Below are 16,632 nucleotides of genomic sequence, written 5' to 3'. Positions count from 1 at the left end.
TTACCGCACTTTTGTTTTTGTTGTATTTTTGTTTTTCTCTGCTTTCATTTTCACTGTTTTCGTTTTTAGAATTTCTCTTTCCAATAACCAATCCATTCCTTCAACGCTTGCATATTAGCTGGCATTGCACTGGCTTGTGGGATAAAGTGCATTGGCGTTAAGCCATAACTTTCTGGCGTAACGCCGTTCCCTACGCTTGCAGGAAGAACGCTAAACCCTTGTTTTTCAAATAAGAATTTTGCGCGTTGCATATGCCATTGGTTGGTGACCAAAATAATACGCTGAATATGCTCTTTTTCTAATAACGCCTTAGTAAATTGGGCATTTTCAATGGTGGTTTTCGCTTTTTCTTCTAACCACCGGGTTGGTGTGTGGAAAAACTCTTGCAGCTCTTTTGCCATTATTTTGGCTTCAGAATTGCCATTAGGTGTTCCGCCTGTAATCAAAATCGGCAGCTGAGTTTCTCTATGTAAATAAGCCGCATAACGCAAACGTTCAAGAGGGATTGCAGGCACAGCAAGGCTGCCAAATAATTCATTACTATCACGCAAACCGCCGCCTAGCACCACAATCGCCTGCGCCGTTTTATAATCGGTAAGGCTGAGTGGTGTTTGTTTTGCTAGGCTATCTTGCAATTTTTGTGCAGTGTAAGGAATGCTGAACACATACAAAATGACAATACCTAAAAGGCCGCAAGCAAAGCTCAGTTTTTTATATTGTTTTTTTGCAAAAAATAAAGAAAAAATCCATAAAATCAAGACATTAAATGGCGGAAGAATGATGGCGGTAATAAGTTTGGTGAGTAAATACATAAATAATTTTGAGCTAGACAACGTGCCAATTAGCATAAAGGGCTTGTAATCTTTTGTAAAGATACTCAATCCTTTTGGAACTATGAGGCATTCTGTTTTAAAATAGCCGTTTTACGCTGATAAGCAGCTTTATAGGAAAGATGATTAACTATGAACGAAATTTTAGTTTCCCTTAAACAAGATTTAAAGCAAATCCTTGATGCGATCGTGGATAAAAATGATGTGCTGTATTTTGATTATCCACTCCATTTAAACGTGGGGGATTTACTCATTTATGCGGGAACAGAAGCGTTTTTTCAGGATTATCAAATTAATATTCGATTAAGACGTTGCTTGCAAAGTTTCGATCTTGATGAAGTAAAAAAATATGTTAAACCAAACACCACCTTAATCTGCCACGGCGGCGGCAATTTTGGTGATCTCTACCCTGCCATTCAAGGAATGCGCGAAGCCTTGGTGCAAGCCTTTCCGAATAATCGCATTATTGTAATGCCACAAACTGCTTATTTTTCTAATCCACAAGCGAAAGAAAAATCGGCAGCCATTTTTTCCGCCCATAAAGACTGCTATTTATTTGCGCGCGATCAGGCAACTTATCAATTAATGAAAGATCAGTTTTCTGATAAGGTTTTTCTATCTCCTGATATGGCCCATCAACTTTATGGTTCAGCATTATTAAAAAACCAAAGATTCAAAAAACAAAGTGCGGTGCAAAAATCAGCAGAAAAAACCTTATATTTTTTACGTAAGGATATTGAAGCAAGCCATTTGGAAAAAAATATCCAAGCCACATTGCCAGCCAATGCCGAAGTAAAAGATTGGGAAGATATTCTCACTACACAAGATAAATATTATGAGCGTATTTGTAGCGGATTGGCTAAACTCGCGAATAAATTTCATCAGCCTTGGTTAAAGAATATAGTAAATAATTTATGGTATCGCCATAGTTTGGCGGTGATTGAACGCTGTAAAGACATTTTCCAACACTATGATTTAGTGATAACAAGCCGATTACACGGACATATTTTTTCTTGCCTGTTAGAAATCCCAAATGAAGTTTGTGATAATTCCTATGGTAAAAATTTAGGTTATTATCGCCAATGGACGCAAGGCCTTGATTTTGTGAAAGTTTATGAAGAATAAATCCTTTGCAAAACTGTTAATTACCACTTTCTTAACCACGGGACTCACAATGGTGAGTTCCTTTTTGCTTGCTCGCTTGCTTGCAGTGGAAGAACGTGGTGCATTACAGCTTTTCATCACGTCCGTAACCTATGTGGTAACTATTGCTACAGGCGGCGTTGGGTTTTCTCTCGCCCTTTGTATGCGAAATAACCAATATCATTATTGGCGTTATTATTTTTCTGCTTTTTTATTATTTTCGGTATTAGTATCCAGCCTTTCGCTTTTATTATTTAATATTACGTCATTTCATTATTTATTTATTTTAAATGTTGTTTTAACGGCTATTTTTACGATTACTTTAGAAAAAAGTAAAATTGATGCTAATTTATCTATTTATCGCCTACTTTCTTTGCAGCAACCCATTTTAGCTGTGGGGTTATATGGCGGCTATTATTTCCTTTTTGGTGAACAACATTTAGAAAAAGTGGTTCAGCTCTTAACCATTTTAACTTGCATACAAGCTTTATTTGCGCTTTATGCCCTTAGCAAAATAGAAAAACAGTTTAAGCAGAGAGCGGAAATAAAGAACATTGTACCGAATTATTTCTTCAAAAATTGGTTAAAACAAAACTTGCTACAAACCTTTGGCGCAACAACGGTAAATTTAGACCGTTTTTTAATTGTCGCTTTAATGGGAAATTATACTTTAGGCTTATATACGGTTTGCATTGCCTTTGATACCTTGCTCACTCGTATAATAAATATGCTAGTAGATTATTATTATTCTGGTTTACTCAATAATCTAAATCGTATTCGTGCAGTGTTAGGGCTTATTCTTTTAATGGGAATAAGTGCGGTGATAATTGTGCCATTTTTAGCTGAACCCGTCATTCATTTATTTTTTGGTAATGCTTATATTGAAGTTGCCCCAGTATTATTGTGGTTTATTATTAATTCATTATTAGCAGGGCTTTCTTGGCTATTATCACAAAATATGCTGATTTTAGGTAAGCAAGTATTATTATTTACACGCCAGATTATTTCTATTCTTGTTTTAGTGGGATTATTTTTTGCTTTTAAAAATCAAGGATTATATGGGGTGGCTTATGCGTTAATAGGGGCAAGTTTAGTGAGATTAATGATTTCACTCATTTACTATTATAAATTCCCGATAAAAACGAATAACTAATTTAAGTTGGATAAAATGAAAAAATTTCTTATTTCTTTAGATAAAGATCATCAACGCCGAAAACTCTTTTTTGCTCAGCCAAACACACAAGATTTCACGCTGTTTAGTGCGATTAATACGATGCAAGAAACACCAGAAAATCTCACCGCACTTTATGATCAAGAGAAATTTTCTGAGCGCTATGGGCGAAAGGTTACCAAAGGTGAAATTGGCTGCACATTAAGCCATTTAGCAGTGTATCGTTTAATTGCCGATGATGAAAATATTCAAGACGATGAATATTGTTTAATTTGTGAAGATGATGCGTTGTTTAATCAAGATTTTCAACATCATTTAGATTGTTTACTCAAAGAAAATATTCAGGCGGATATTATTCTTATTGGACAATCTAAAATTGATGATTTTAATCATTCTGAATTAGAAATTAACTATCCAACAACCTTTTCATTTTTACGCAATAAAATTGCGGGATCGCCTTTTTGCTACGCCTATCCTTATCGTAACTATTTTGCTGGCACGGTAGCCTATTTAATTAAAAAATCTGCGGTAAAAGCTTTTTTAGCCGAAGAAAAACCTTATTGGCTGGCAGATGATTATATTTTATTTGGAAATAAATTTGCTTTAGATACACAAGTGGTTCGCCCTTTATTGGCGATTGAAAATCCAAAATTAATGAGCAATTTAGAAAATGTGCGTGGTAGCATAACACATCATTTTTGGCAAAAATTAATTAAATACCCATTAAAAAAATTACTTGCTATAACGCGTAATCTAAAAGGTGGAAAATAATGTCTGCATTGGTCAATTTATTTTATCTTTATGATCCTTGGCTGTTCCATTTTTTCCGAATGGCATTTTTTGTGGGGGGGATTTCGCTCATTTACTTGGCTTATCAAGTAGTTAAAAAACGACGCCCACAAGGTATTTTTATCCCGTTAGATAGCCTAATCATAATTATTGCCTTAATTACGTTAAGTGCAATTCCAATATTGGTACACCAAACGCAAGATTATTCTGTATTATTACAATATAGCAAAACCTTAATTTTATTTATTTTTGCCATTGGAATTTATAATATTTTTTATTTTAATAACAATGGAAAAGCACTGCTTATTCGAGATTTAAAAATTGGTATTATTGTTCAATGGATTGTCGGTGTAACGGCATTAATGGGCATTGGCCTTATGGCAGAACTTGCCCTTTCAACCAATATTGTATTGCCTCGTTTTTATGGTTCAGAGCAAGAATATCGTTTATATAATATTACGTCATCAGCATTCTTCCAATTAAGCGCTTTTTACATTCTTTTATTACATTTTTTATTAGCTTACAACAAAGCACATAATCAATTAAGTGCGGTGTATTTATTCTTAATTTTATGTATTGGATTAATTTCAGGCAGAACGTTTTTACTACTTTCAATCGTTAGTATCGCCATTTATTTTAAATGGAAATACTTACCTGCTTTAGGCTTATTTGGATTACTCTGTTTAAGTTTAGCTATTTATTATCCCAAAAATCCTTATGTCGCCCACGCATTAGAACCATTGATTAATTTGATTAATCACCAAGGATTAAGTAGTTCATCAACAGACACATTAATGAAGCGTCATTTATTTATCCCAGAATTAAAACAAATATTATGGGGTGATGGGCGATATATTATGCCAAATGGAAAATATTATGGCTTAACAGATAGCGGTTTTTTACGCCAATTACTTTATGGTGGCATTGGTTATTTATCAGTCTGTTTTTTATTTACTGCTTATTTTGTGCGTAAAGTAGCATTAAATTGGTTTAATGGAAGTTGGTTATTTATCTTATCCACATTATTTATACTTTCTGTATTAAATATTAAAGCAGATACTTATGCGTTCCCTGGCATAATGCTAGTGTTGCTAATGTTATTATCTTTATTTGGCCAACAAGGGAAAAATCTCTTCTTATTTAGAAAAGAAGGAAAACAAAATGTTTAGTATTATTGTGCCATCTTATAATCGGCAATCCGAAATCCCTGCGTTATTAGCGAGTTTAACGCAACAAAGCGTGCATAATTTTGAAGTCATTATTGTTGATGATTGCTCGAAAGAAAAAGTGGTGGTAAAAAAAGATTATCCTTTTCGTGTAACCGTTATTCGTAATGAGCAAAACCAAGGTGCGGCGGAAAGCCGTAATATTGGAGCAAGAAATGCAACGCAAGATTGGTTATTATTTTTAGATGATGATGATCGTTTTGAAAAGTCGAAATGTGAAATTTTAGCGCAGCAAATTACGCAAAATCCTGAAGTAAATTTTATTTACCACCCAGCAAAATGTGTAATGGTGAATGAAAATTTTAGCTATTTTACTCACCCTTTTACACAACAAAAAGATCTCACATTAGATAATATTTTATTAGCCAATAAAATTGGTGGAATGCCTATGATTGGGATTAAGAAATCTTTCTTTTTAGCTTTAGGTGGGCTTTCAACGCAATTAAAATCTTTAGAAGATTATGAATTTGCATTAAAAGTAATTTCATCATCTGAATTAAAATCGCTCTATGTCGATCAGCCTTTAACAGAATGTACTTTTCATACCCAACGTTCCAGTGTTTCAACCAATTTAACCAATACAGAACAAGCAATCGATTTTATTGAAAAGAATTATGTGAAAACACCAATCCAACATAAAAACTTTGCCCTAAATTCACTTTATATGCTCGCCTATCCGTATATTATGAATTTATCGCGCAAAGCGGGAATTTATTATTGGAAAATGTTTAAATTAAGCAAAAATATTAAACCGCTGATTATTGCGATCATTATTTTTATTTCACCGAAATTAGCTATTCATTTGAAAAGGTTCATTTAATGAAGTTCTCAGTTTTAATGTCCTTATATATTAAGGAAAATCCACAATTCTTGCGTGAATGTTTAGAAAGTTTGCGCGCACAAACCTTGCCCGCAGATGAAATTGTCTTAGTGTTTGACGGTGCCGTTACGCCCGAATTAGAAAGTGCGGTGCAAAATTTTGTAGAATTTTTACCGCTAAAATTAGTGAAGTTGCCAGTAAATCAAGGATTGGGCAAGGCGTTAAATGAGGGATTGTTGCATTGTGCCAACGAATGGGTTTTCCGTATGGATACCGATGATATTTGCGATCCGCAACGTTTTGAAAAACAAGTAAATTTCATCAAGCAAAATCCTGAAACTATCATCTTTGGCGGACAAATTGCTGAATTTGGCGAGAATATGCAAGACATTGTGAGTTATCGCAATGTGCCAACTCAACCTAAAGAAATTGTCGAATTCACAAAAACGCGCAGCCCTTTCAATCATATGACCGTGGCTTATCAGAAATCTGCCGTACTCGCTGCCGGGGGGTATCAAGACATTCAGGAAGATTATTATTTATGGATAAACTTGGTGGCGAAATATCCACAAAATGTAGCGAATTTGCCTGATATTTTAGTTTATGCTCGCGTAGGCAATGGAATGGTTTCTCGCCGCCGTGGCTTAGCGCAAGCAAAGTGTGAGTGGAATTTATTTAAACTCAAACGTAACGTTAAATTACAATCCACCATTTCAGGATTTATCGTATTTTTATTACGTGTTTTACCACGTTTATTACCTGTTTCATTATTAAAAATCATCTATAAGTTTTTACGCAAATAATATTTTATTTATTTTAAGGAAAGCCAATGTTTAACAAAAAATTAATTTTTACTTCATTATTTTCTGCGGTTTTATTATCTGCTTGTTCAAGTAGCCATTCTATTAAAGCCGTGAGTGCAAATACTCAATATAACAAACCTCGTACATTAAATAATTTTGATGATTATGTACAATTTCTAAAAGCCAAAGCCGCAGGACAAGGGGTTTCAAGTGCGGTGCTAAATGCACAACAAAATATTCAATATATCCCTAAAGCAGTAGCATTGGATAAACAACAAGCGGGGAAAATAAAAAAACGTAACCCGAATGAACCAAGAGTATTCAATCCTAATGGGGTAACGAATTATCTTAATCGCGTACTGACCACAAATAAGGTGAATGTTGCCGAACAGCGCTATTGGGAACAATTACCGCAATTAGAAAAGGCGAGCAAAAAATTTGGCGTACAAAAAGAATATTTAATGGCGCTATGGGGAATGGAAAGTAGCTTTGGTTATTATCAAGGTTATTATGATGTGCTTTCTGTATTAGCCACCCTTGCCTTTGATGGCCGCCGTGAGCCGTTATTTAGTAAAGAATTTATTGCCGCAATGAAAATGTTAGAACGTGACCATATCCAGCGCCATAAAATGAAAGGTTCGTGGGCAGGCGCAATGGGGCAAACGCAATTTATGCCAAGTTCTTACCTGAGCTATGCTGCGGACGGTAATGGTGATGGCGAGAAAGATATTTGGAAAAATCACTATGATGTTTTCGCGTCTATCGCTCGTTATTTGCATACTGTCGGTTGGGACGATAAATTGCCGTGGGGCGTGGAAGTGCGTTTAAATCAGTATATTAGCCCAAGTTTAGCAGGCATTGAAAAGCACAAAGCACGTTCACTGCAAGATTGGCAAGCTCAGGGCGTTGAACTCAAATCGTTCAACTCAGAAAGTACACAAAATCTAACCGCACTTTCTCACGCCAAATTATGGCTTGTGCAACCAGACGGTGAAAATGGTCGCGCTTTCTTAGTGTCAAACAACTTCCGCACCTTGCTTGATTGGAATCGCTCCAATTATTTTGCGGTCAGTATTGGAATGTTTGCAGATCGCATTAGGGCGAGAGTGGGGGAGTAAGCTGCTTAAAATAGGTTGTAGCATTATGTGTTACAGAATATAATTTACTGCGAATTTGAGGCAGAGGATAATAAGTGATAATTTCATTTAATCATAAAGGGTTGGAAAAGTTCTATCGAACAGGTAATACATCTGGAATTATTGTAAATCATGCGAAAAAATTGGCAAGGATACTAGATCAGCTAGACAGTGCTAAATTTCCTCAAGATATGAATATCCCCGGTTGGAATTTACATCCTCTCTCAGGTAATTTAGCTAATCATTGGAGCGTAAAAGTAAATGGGAATTGGCGAGTTACTTTTAGGTTGGAAAATGGTCATGCTGAAATCGTTGATTATCAAGATTATCACTAGGAGATTATGATGAATATGTACTATCGCCCACATCCAGCAGAGGTCATTAAAGAGGATATTTTACCTGCACTAGGTTTAACCGTAACTGAGGCGGCGAAACAACTTGGGGTAAATAGAGTAACCCTTTCTCGCTTGCTTAATGGAAAATCTTCTATTACGGCTGAAATGGCGCTTAGACTTCATATCTGGCTAGGAGAAAATAGCCCTACGCCAGAGAGTTGGCTACATAAGCAAGCAAATTATGATTTATGGGTCGCTGAGAGGAAAGGAACGAAATTCAATATTATTCCAGCCTATCAAACTATCTAAAATCTCTCCTGAAGTGTGGGCTTCAGGAGAATTTTTATCCCTTCACTGCCTTAATATGAGATTTTAGCGTCTGTTCAATTTCATAAATCCAATCCAATTCAAATTGAGTGAAACCGGCTTGGATACGGGCATCGGTGTTGATTGCCCCTTTGAAAATAACAATGCGATATTTACGCAATAAATCGCTGAAACATTGCATTGCGTCCAGCCCTCGCTTGGCAGAAAGGGCGTGATACCAATGATTGCCAATGGAAACGTGGCCGATTTCATCACGCAAAATAATATCGAGAATTTTCACTGCATCAAAATCTTTGCGCTGTGCGATTTTTTCTTGCATTACCGGTGTGGCGTCCAAGCCCCTTGCTTCTAAAACTCGTGGCACTAACGCCATTCGTTCCCAAATATCATGTGCGGTGGCTTGTGCCATTTCCCATAATCCAGCGTGCGCTTCAAAATCGCCATATTCATAGCCTAAGGTTTTTAAGTGATTGTTTACTAAAGTAAAATGGGTGCTTTCCTCATACGCAACGCGCAACCAATCTCGCGCAAAGACTAACCCTTCGCCTAATTCTTTTTCTGCTTCACGAGCAAATCGCCAAGCCGCATCTAAGCCTAAATTGATCGCATTAAATTCAATATGCGCAATAGCGTGCAAAGTGGCGGCATAGCCTTCTTGTGTGGCAAAAGAACGTTTTGGCACGGCGTGCGGTGCAACCAATCTTGGTTTATCAGGAAAGGCGGCGATTTCTTGATTTTTGGTTACTGTTGGGAAATCCGTCAATTCTGCTTTCTCAATACGAGGCAAAAGCTCGGTATATAGGGCGTTTACTTGCTCACATTTTTTCGCGGGATCTTTTTCTTGCAAGGCGTGCGTAACTTGATCCCAAAGTTGTGTCATTAAAAGTGCGGTCATTTTTTTCCTTATTTTTCGCTAAATCGAATTAAACCTTCTTGCTGTGTGGTGGCAATTAAACGCCCTTGACGATCGAAAATTTGTCCGCGTGATAATCCCCTTGCGCCAAAGGCGTTAGGGCTTTCGATGGCGTAGAGTAGCCAATCGTTAAGATCCCCAGCACGATGAAACCAAATAGAATGGTCGATGGTGGCTAATTTCATTCCCGTTTCTAAAAAGCCTTTTTGATGTGGGTGGAGGGCAGTGAGTAACGGATGAAAATCAGAAAAATACGCCAACAAACATTGCTGAATGGCGCGATTGTGCGGCACTTCACCATTGGCTTTCACCCAAACATATTGCTCAGGCGGCAAGGCTTTGCCTTGAAAAGGGTTGTTGATATATTTAGTGCGAATATCAAAAGGGCGCTCGGCAGTAAATTTATCGCGAATTGGCTCTGGGATATATTGTGCCAATTTTTGCAATGCCACACTTTCAGCCATAAAGCTGTCTGGCTCACCGACATTTGGCATTGAAACTTGGTGATCAAAGCCTTCTTCTTCCATTTGAAATGACGCGGTAATGTGGCAAATGGCTTGATTATGCTGAATGGCTTTCACTCGCATTGCAGTGAAATGATGCCCTTCACGCAACACTTCCACATCATAAATAATCGGGTGCTGACTATCCCCGGGGGCAAGAAAATAGGCGTGGCAAGAATGTAACACGCGATCTTGGGGGGCAACTTGAATCGCCGCAGAAAGCGCTTGCGCCACCACTTGCCCGCCAAACACTTGGCGCAAACCTAAATCTTGGCTTTGCCCACGAAAGAGAAAATCATCAAGCTGTTCTAGCTTAAGTAAATCAATAAGCTGGTTGAGTAGCACAGACATTTTATCTACCTTTTAATAAAAATAAGTGCGGTGTATTTTACGGGAATTTTCAATGGTAAGCCAATTTGAACAAGAAGTTTTTTTAGGCATACGTCCTTATTAAAATAAATTAACGATATTTTGTTGGTGTTTTTTAGATTTTTTGGGGAACATGGCAATATAAGTCAAATTGCAATTCACATTCATTCAAGAATAACATAAATATTTTAGTAATTCTGTTATATTTCTTTAGCGCTATTTTACCCTGCCCTATAAACTCTAATTGGAGTGATTTTTATTTATGCAATGCTCCTCAAATGGATAAAAATTATATTTAGTAAGGTTTTCAAGTTTTCTTTCTTCTTTTTTTATATTAGGATCCCAAATTCCTTCTGCATAGATGATTTTATTATGAGAAATAAATTTAAACCAATACCTATTTGTTTTACTTAGTTCAATTAATTTAGGATTGTTGCATTTTTCACTGAGAGAAGAGTATTCATATCTAATTATTAAATACCCTATGCTTTGATTTGTTAATGTTTTTTCTGTCAGCATTTTTGTTAAATAAAATATATGTGATGCGGAAAATAAGAAGATGAAGAATAAAGTAAGGAGGGTAAGATAAAAGTTTTTCTTGTCGTTAATTTCTTTTTTACATGAGATAATAAAAATAGTAATTTCAAAGGAGATAGCTATGGAGGTGATGAAATAGAGGGCTTCTATTGTTATTGGGAAAAATAAATCACGAAATATTGGATATTGCTGTATTGAATTAAGAGTCAATTCTGATGTTGCTCGATCTATCGCAGAATAATATGTAGATATTAATATTGGCTTGATAATATAGAATAATGTAGTGAGTAGAGAGGTAATTACAGAAGTTATAAATTTATTTTTATTAATAAGTGATATGATGTATCCATCCTTTTGAATAATATAAAGAGCTATTGATATATTAACTATACTTAGTGAAAGTATTGCTGTGATAGGATTTATAATTTTAGTGAGTTGTTCTATATTAAAAGATGATAAGAAATATTTTATTAATAAAAAGTTAAGAGATGTTACTATAATAATAGGCCAAAAGTTATTTATTGAGTTGATGGTTTTTAGGGTCTTCTTTATTTTTAATAAAATAGATTTTTCGTTACTATCTTTATTACTATCTTTATTAGTGTCAAGAAAGTAACTTATACTAAGTAAAATTAACAATATAATAGGGATGGTTATTTGATTGGTAATTATATTGATTAGTATATTCATAATATTTTATCTTTTTATATTTACGAAGATTAAATGTTCTTTTTATAAAAATAATAAATAAAATGAGTGCGGTGCAAATTTTTAAAATTTTCCAAAAATTCACACGGCACTTTCCATTTATTTAAACACCGCCCAAATTGGTGCGTGGTCGGAAGGTTTTTCCATTGCACGAATATCTAGGGCAATGCCTGTATCTGTGCAGCGATCGATTAAATTATTGCTTGCCAAAATGTGATCAATGCGTAAGCCACGGTTATCGTCAAAGCCTTTTGAGCGATAATCGAACCACGAGAATTTATCGTTAACTGTTGGGTTTAAATGGCGGAAAGTGTCCGTTAAACCGTAGGCATATAAGCGGTTATACCATTCTCTTTCTTCAGGTAAGAACGAACATTTCCCAGTGCGCAACCAGCGTTTACGGTTTTCTTCACCAATGCCAATATCCAAATCACTCGGGCTGATATTCATATCACCCATAATAATAATCGGATTGTCTTTATTATGATCCTGCTCTAAATAACGCTGTAAATCCGCATAGAATTTTTCTTTAGCAGGGAATTTTGTTTCGTGCTTGCGGCTTTCTCCTTGTGGAAAGTACCCGTTGATCACCGTGAGCAACCCAAATTCTGTTTCCATTTCCGCCATAATAATGCGTTTTTGTGCGTCCGCTTCATCAGTTGGGAAGCCTTTGTGAATGGCTTTTGGTGCTTGCTTTAACAAAAATGCCACGCCATAATGCCCTTTTTGCCCGTGGTGATAAACGTGATAGCCCAAGTGTTCCACCAACGCATAAGGGAAATCTTCATCTGCCACCTTAATTTCCTGCAATCCCAAAATATCGGGCTGATACTGTTCAATAATGGCTTCAAGCTGATGAGGTCTTGCTCGTAATCCATTGATATTAAAAGACATTACTTTCATTCAATACGTTCCTAATTGTTCATTTATAAAAATCAGACGGGCATTATACTAAGGTTTGCAAGATTTCAAAAATGATAAAAAATTTCACCGCTCTTTAAAATGAAACTTAATGAATTTCAGATGATGTTTTTTGAGCCTTATTTGCGTTAAGTCAAATTCCGTTCATTTATCCCATAAGCAAGTTGATGAGTTTATTGAAAATTATAGTGCTGAATTTATAATCCCAACCATTATTTCTAACTATTTTGATGTATCTGTTTGATGTGGGGGAGTTATGGCGAAATTGAATAAGAAATTTGTGTTAGGCGGTTTGTTTGGCGTGTTGCTTGGTGTGGGGGTGTTTACGGGAACGCAATATGCAATGAAAGCTACCAGCAGCACTGAATTTTGTGTGAGCTGCCATTCTATGGAAATTCCAAAGGAAGAATGGGAAGGAAGCGTACATTTTTCTAATCGCAAAGGCATTCGTGCGGAATGTGCAGATTGTCATATTCCGCAAGATTCCGCATTTCATTATGTGAAAACCAAGGTGATGGCGTTAAAAGATGTGTGGAATACCGTTGTGGTCGATAAATTGCCAGACCAAGAAGCCTATGAAACCCATCGTTTAGCGATGGCGAAACAGGTTTGGGCAGAGATGAAAGAAAACGATTCGGCGACTTGTAAAAGTTGTCATAGTGCTGAAGCAATGGTGCTTTCAGAGCAATCAGAAGCGGCGCAGAAAATGCATAAAATAGCACAGGAAACCAATCAAACGTGCATTGATTGCCATAAAGGCATTGTACATTTTATGCCTGAAATGGACGTTGATAACCAAGAAGCCAGTGGTGAGTTAAGTAAACACGGTGGGGAGTTTAGCCCACAGGATAAAACCTTATATAGCCTAGCGATGAGTAATGTCAATATTGCTGATGGAGGCAGTATTCGCCTAATGCCTTATGCGGAATTAACCGATTGGAAAGCCTCGGGTGATCAAGTTTCAGCGACGATCACAGGCTGGCAGCAAGCTGGGGCGGAAAGCATTCTTTATATGGATTTAGGTAAACGCATTATGGTAGCGTTATTGGAAGATGTGCCGCAAGATAAAATGCAGGTGCTACGTTCTGTTTATGATGAAGTTACCGCTTCCGATTGGAAAGAAGTCCGTTTACAAATTAACGCACCGAAATCTATTTTAACGGCAAATTTGACCGCACTTAATCAATTTGGTCACAATTTGAATGAAACCTATTGTAGCGGTTGTCACGCTGCAATTGGAGCAGATCATTACACTGCGAATCAATGGATTGGTGTGGTAAATTCAATGAAAAATCGTACATCAATGTCAGCAGATGATGTCCGCACACTCACGATTTATTTACAACGTAATAGTAAGGATAAAGTGGGCGTATCACATTAATAGTTTCCATTTGGAATATTGCTAAAATTATTTAGCACTGGTTTGACTCCGAGCTTGTGATCCTAAGTCGAAAGATATGGAAGCAATGCCTGCAACTTGATTGCACAATGGTATGGTTAGAAATGATTATGCCACTCGTTTTAGAAAGGTGTCGTAAGTTAAACTCATAGCATTTTATAAGTGCGGTGCAAATTTTCAGAATTTTCCCCAGATATAAAATGCCGTGGAAAGTCATACTGAGGTGAACAATGAAAAAACAAGACAACGTTAATGCAAGTCGCCGTGATTTCATTAAACATTCTTCATTAGGTCTTGCAGGAACATCTTTATCAGGTGGGATAGTAGGATCGTTGGTATCTTCTAAAGCAGTGGCGACAGAACAAAGCACGGTGGTTACTGCGGCACACTGGGGGCCTTTAGGCGTGGTTGTGGAAGACGGTAAAGTGGTGAAGTCAGGCCCTGCGATTCCCGCACCGCTAACCAATGAATTGCAATCTGTGGTTGCCGATCAGCTTTATAGCGAAACCCGTGTTAAATATCCAATGGTGCGTAAAGGCTATTTAGAAGGCAACAAAGATACCACCTTGCGTGGACGTGATGAATGGGTGCGCGTATCTTGGGAACAGGCGTTTGATCTCGTGGCAAAAGAAATGAAACGGGTGAGAGATAGCTACGGTGCAACAGGGATCTATGCCGGATCTTATGGCTGGTACAGTTCAGGTTCACTACACGCAGCACGCACCTTGCTACATCGTTACCTTAACGTAACGGGTGGTTTTGTTGGCTCAAAAGGGGATTATTCCACTGGGGCTGCACAAGTGATTATGCCGCACGTTTTAGGCACAATTGAAGTTTATGAGCAACAAACCAGCTGGGAAACCATTTTAGAAAGCTCAGAGATTGTGGTGTTATGGTCAGCAAATCCGCTCACAACCTTACGCATTGCGTGGACATCTACGGATCAAGAGGGCTTAGCCTATTTCAAAAAATTAAAAGAGAGCGGCAAACGCATTATTTGTATTGATCCTGTGCGTAGCGAAAGTTGTGAATTTTTAGGCGCAGAGTGGATCACGATTAATACGGCAACTGACGTGCCACTAATGCTAGGAATTGCACACACCTTAGTGAGTGAAGACAAGCACGACAAAGCCTTCTTGAAAAAATACACATCAGGCTATGATAAATTTGAAGAATATTTATTAGGCAAAACAGATGGGCAGCCAAAAGATGCTACTTGGGCGAGTAAATTAACTGGCGTACCAGTAGAGGTGATTAAACAACTAGCCAATGATTTTGTGACTAAACGCACAATGTTAATGGGCGGTTGGGGAATGCAACGTCAACGCCACGGTGAGCAAAGCCACTGGATGATGGTCACACTGGCTTCTATGCTCGGACAAATTGGTTTACCGGGCGGCGGTTTCGGCTTTAGTTATCACTATGCCAATGGTGGCGTGCCAACCGCAACAGGCGGAATTTTAGGTTCGATCACTGCAAATCCAGCTGTACAAGCCGGGGAAAAAACGTGGCTTGATGAAACGTCAAAAATGGCATTTCCTGTGGCACGGGTGGCAGATGCTTTACTTAACCCCGGCAAAACGATTCAATATAATGGCACGGAAATTACCTATCCCGATATTAAATTAGTTTATTGGGCAGGTGGTAATCCATTTGTACATCATCAAGATACCAACACCTTAGTGAAAGCCTTCCATAAGCCAGATACCTTTATTGTGAATGAAGTAAACTGGACACCAACGGCACGAATGGCAGATATTGTATTGCCTGTAACAACAAGTTATGAGCGTAACGACTTAACAATGTCAGGCGATTATTCAATGATGAATATCTACCCAATGAAACAAGTTGTGCCACCGCAATTTGAAGCGAAAAGTGATTATGACATCTTCACCGAATTAGCCAAGCGTGCTGGTGTGGAAGAACAATTCACCGAAAATAAATCGGAAATGGATTGGTTAAAAGGTTTCTACCAAACGGCATTTGATGCGGCACGTAAAAACCGTGTATTAATGCCTAAATTCGAGAAATTCTGGGAAGAAAATAAACCGATTACTTTCAAAGCCAATGAAAAAGCGAAAAAATGGGTGCGTTACGAAGAGTTCCGCAATGATCCATTATTGAACCCATTGGGTACACCATCAGGTAAAATTGAAATTTATTCTGATGTGGTAGCCAAAATGAATTATGACGATTGCAAAGGCTATCCAAGCTGGATGGAACCGGCAGAATTTGCTGGCAACACCACCCCAGAAGCACCTTTAGCGTTAGTTACGCCACACCCATATTACCGCTTGCACAGCCAGCTTGCGCATACTTCATTACGTCAAAAATATGCCGTGAATGATCGTGAGCCAGTGTTGATTCATAAAGATGATGCGGCAACGCGTGGTATTGTTGATGGTGATATTGTGCGAATTTTCAATTCCCGTGGACAAGTGCTTGCCGGGGCTGTGGTTACTGATGGCATTATCAAAGGCACGGTAGCCTTGCACGAAGGGGCTTGGTACGATCCTGCGGATCTTGGACAATCGGATAAACCATTGTGTAAAAATGGTTGCCCGAATGTGCTTACTCGCGATGAAGGCACGTCAAAACTTGCACAGGGTAACTCGCCAAATACTTGTATCGTACAAGTAGAAAAATTCACTGGCGAAGCGCCAGCCGTAACGGTGTTTAAACAACCGAAACAATCGGCATAA

Annotated in this window: 16 protein-coding genes and 1 riboswitch; of the genes, 11 read left to right on the top strand and 5 right to left on the bottom strand. The window is 37.6% G+C overall.

Annotated features, from left to right (window positions below; genetic code table 11):
- Nucleotides 1-65: 65 nt before the first annotated feature.
- On the bottom strand, nucleotides 66-812 hold the full coding sequence (locus C3007_RS00785) for a YdcF family protein (protein WP_103852624.1): 747 nt from the start codon (nucleotides 810-812) through the stop codon (nucleotides 66-68).
- Nucleotides 813-962: 150 nt separating this feature from the next.
- Here C3007_RS00785 and C3007_RS00780 point away from each other — a divergent pair, with 150 nt between their 5' ends.
- From C3007_RS00780 to C3007_RS00740, 9 genes are all read left to right on the top strand, one after another.
- Entirely contained in the window at nucleotides 963-1,955 is a 993-nt protein-coding gene (locus C3007_RS00780; RefSeq protein WP_103852613.1) for a polysaccharide pyruvyl transferase family protein, read from the top strand.
- Complete coding sequence (locus C3007_RS00775) at nucleotides 1,945-3,126, top strand: lipopolysaccharide biosynthesis protein (RefSeq protein WP_103852612.1); 1,182 nt, start codon at nucleotides 1,945-1,947, stop codon at nucleotides 3,124-3,126. Before C3007_RS00780 ends, C3007_RS00775 begins: the two co-directional genes overlap by 11 nt.
- 15 nt (nucleotides 3,127-3,141) lie before the next feature.
- Nucleotides 3,142-3,915: a glycosyltransferase family 25 protein gene (locus tag C3007_RS00770; protein WP_103852611.1), complete on the top strand. Its 774-nt coding sequence runs from the start codon at nucleotides 3,142-3,144 to the stop codon at nucleotides 3,913-3,915.
- Nucleotides 3,915-5,102 carry a hypothetical protein gene (locus C3007_RS00765; protein ID WP_103852610.1) on the top strand — a complete coding sequence of 396 codons (1,188 nt, stop codon included), beginning with the start codon at nucleotides 3,915-3,917 and terminating at the stop codon, nucleotides 5,100-5,102. The genes C3007_RS00770 and C3007_RS00765 overlap by 1 nt, the downstream gene beginning before the upstream one ends.
- Nucleotides 5,095-5,979, top strand: a complete 885-nt coding sequence (locus tag C3007_RS00760; protein ID WP_103852609.1) for a glycosyltransferase family 2 protein — start codon at nucleotides 5,095-5,097, stop codon at nucleotides 5,977-5,979. The genes C3007_RS00765 and C3007_RS00760 overlap by 8 nt, the downstream gene beginning before the upstream one ends.
- Nucleotides 5,979-6,782, top strand: a complete 804-nt coding sequence (locus C3007_RS00755) for a glycosyltransferase family 2 protein (protein ID WP_103852608.1) — start codon at nucleotides 5,979-5,981, stop codon at nucleotides 6,780-6,782. The genes C3007_RS00760 and C3007_RS00755 overlap by 1 nt, the downstream gene beginning before the upstream one ends.
- A gap of 26 nt (nucleotides 6,783-6,808) precedes the next feature.
- A complete protein-coding gene (locus tag C3007_RS00750; RefSeq protein ID WP_103852607.1) occupies nucleotides 6,809-7,900 on the top strand; it encodes a lytic murein transglycosylase in 1,092 nt (363 codons plus the stop codon).
- Between the two features lie 74 nt (nucleotides 7,901-7,974).
- Nucleotides 7,975-8,253, top strand: a complete 279-nt coding sequence (locus C3007_RS00745) for a type II toxin-antitoxin system RelE/ParE family toxin (protein WP_103852606.1) — start codon at nucleotides 7,975-7,977, stop codon at nucleotides 8,251-8,253.
- A gap of 9 nt (nucleotides 8,254-8,262) precedes the next feature.
- Entirely contained in the window at nucleotides 8,263-8,562 is a 300-nt protein-coding gene (locus tag C3007_RS00740; protein WP_103852605.1) for a HigA family addiction module antitoxin, read from the top strand.
- 34 nt (nucleotides 8,563-8,596) lie between these two features.
- On the opposite strand, the gene C3007_RS00735 is transcribed toward C3007_RS00740, so the two are convergent.
- From C3007_RS00735 to xthA, 4 genes are all read right to left on the bottom strand, one after another.
- Nucleotides 8,597-9,475: a ferritin-like domain-containing protein gene (locus tag C3007_RS00735; RefSeq protein WP_103852604.1), complete on the bottom strand. Its 879-nt coding sequence runs from the start codon at nucleotides 9,473-9,475 to the stop codon at nucleotides 8,597-8,599.
- An 8-nt stretch (nucleotides 9,476-9,483) separates the two neighbouring features.
- Nucleotides 9,484-10,347, bottom strand: coding sequence for an acyl-CoA thioesterase II (gene tesB / locus C3007_RS00730; protein ID WP_103852603.1), 864 nt, complete (start codon nucleotides 10,345-10,347; stop codon nucleotides 9,484-9,486).
- A 258-nt stretch (nucleotides 10,348-10,605) separates the two neighbouring features.
- Nucleotides 10,606-11,541 (bottom strand): hypothetical protein, encoded by a 936-nt coding sequence (locus tag C3007_RS00725; protein ID WP_165779932.1) that lies wholly within the window; start codon nucleotides 11,539-11,541, stop codon nucleotides 10,606-10,608.
- Between the two features lie 168 nt (nucleotides 11,542-11,709).
- Nucleotides 11,710-12,513, bottom strand: coding sequence for an exodeoxyribonuclease III (gene xthA, locus C3007_RS00720; RefSeq protein WP_103852601.1), 804 nt, complete (start codon nucleotides 12,511-12,513; stop codon nucleotides 11,710-11,712).
- Between the two features lie 274 nt (nucleotides 12,514-12,787).
- On the opposite strand from xthA, the gene C3007_RS00715 reads away from it, so the two are divergent.
- Complete coding sequence (locus C3007_RS00715; protein WP_103852600.1) at nucleotides 12,788-13,912, top strand: NapC/NirT family cytochrome c; 1,125 nt, start codon at nucleotides 12,788-12,790, stop codon at nucleotides 13,910-13,912.
- A 34-nt stretch (nucleotides 13,913-13,946) separates the two neighbouring features.
- A riboswitch (molybdenum cofactor riboswitch) is annotated at nucleotides 13,947-14,079 on the top strand.
- Nucleotides 14,080-14,160: 81 nt separating this feature from the next.
- A complete protein-coding gene (gene torA / locus C3007_RS00710; RefSeq protein WP_103852599.1) occupies nucleotides 14,161-16,632 on the top strand; it encodes a trimethylamine-N-oxide reductase TorA in 2,472 nt (823 codons plus the stop codon).

The sequence above is a fragment of the Avibacterium gallinarum genome (genome assembly GCF_002921135.1).
In the GTDB taxonomy this organism is placed as follows: domain Bacteria; phylum Pseudomonadota; class Gammaproteobacteria; order Enterobacterales; family Pasteurellaceae; genus Avibacterium; species Avibacterium gallinarum.
Note: the sequence above shows the minus strand (reverse complement) of the source record. Positions and strands in the feature narration are given on the sequence as shown.

What these genes read in the sequence shown, in the direction of transcription:
- C3007_RS00785 (WP_103852624.1), bottom strand. Translation starts at nt 812, where the DNA reads ATGTATTTACTCACCAAACTTATTACCGCCATCATTCTTCCGCCATTT.
- C3007_RS00780 (WP_103852613.1), top strand. Translation starts at nt 963, where the DNA reads ATGAACGAAATTTTAGTTTCCCTTAAACAAGATTTAAAGCAAATCCTT.
- C3007_RS00775 (WP_103852612.1), top strand. Translation starts at nt 1,945, where the DNA reads ATGAAGAATAAATCCTTTGCAAAACTGTTAATTACCACTTTCTTAACC.
- C3007_RS00770 (WP_103852611.1), top strand. Translation starts at nt 3,142, where the DNA reads ATGAAAAAATTTCTTATTTCTTTAGATAAAGATCATCAACGCCGAAAA.
- C3007_RS00765 (WP_103852610.1), top strand. Translation starts at nt 3,915, where the DNA reads ATGTCTGCATTGGTCAATTTATTTTATCTTTATGATCCTTGGCTGTTC.
- C3007_RS00760 (WP_103852609.1), top strand. Translation starts at nt 5,095, where the DNA reads ATGTTTAGTATTATTGTGCCATCTTATAATCGGCAATCCGAAATCCCT.
- C3007_RS00755 (WP_103852608.1), top strand. Translation starts at nt 5,979, where the DNA reads ATGAAGTTCTCAGTTTTAATGTCCTTATATATTAAGGAAAATCCACAA.
- C3007_RS00750 (WP_103852607.1), top strand. Translation starts at nt 6,809, where the DNA reads ATGTTTAACAAAAAATTAATTTTTACTTCATTATTTTCTGCGGTTTTA.
- C3007_RS00740 (WP_103852605.1), top strand. Translation starts at nt 8,263, where the DNA reads ATGAATATGTACTATCGCCCACATCCAGCAGAGGTCATTAAAGAGGAT.
- C3007_RS00735 (WP_103852604.1), bottom strand. Translation starts at nt 9,475, where the DNA reads ATGACCGCACTTTTAATGACACAACTTTGGGATCAAGTTACGCACGCC.
- tesB (WP_103852603.1), bottom strand. Translation starts at nt 10,347, where the DNA reads ATGTCTGTGCTACTCAACCAGCTTATTGATTTACTTAAGCTAGAACAG.
- xthA (WP_103852601.1), bottom strand. Translation starts at nt 12,513, where the DNA reads ATGAAAGTAATGTCTTTTAATATCAATGGATTACGAGCAAGACCTCAT.
- C3007_RS00715 (WP_103852600.1), top strand. Translation starts at nt 12,788, where the DNA reads ATGGCGAAATTGAATAAGAAATTTGTGTTAGGCGGTTTGTTTGGCGTG.
- torA (WP_103852599.1), top strand. Translation starts at nt 14,161, where the DNA reads ATGAAAAAACAAGACAACGTTAATGCAAGTCGCCGTGATTTCATTAAA.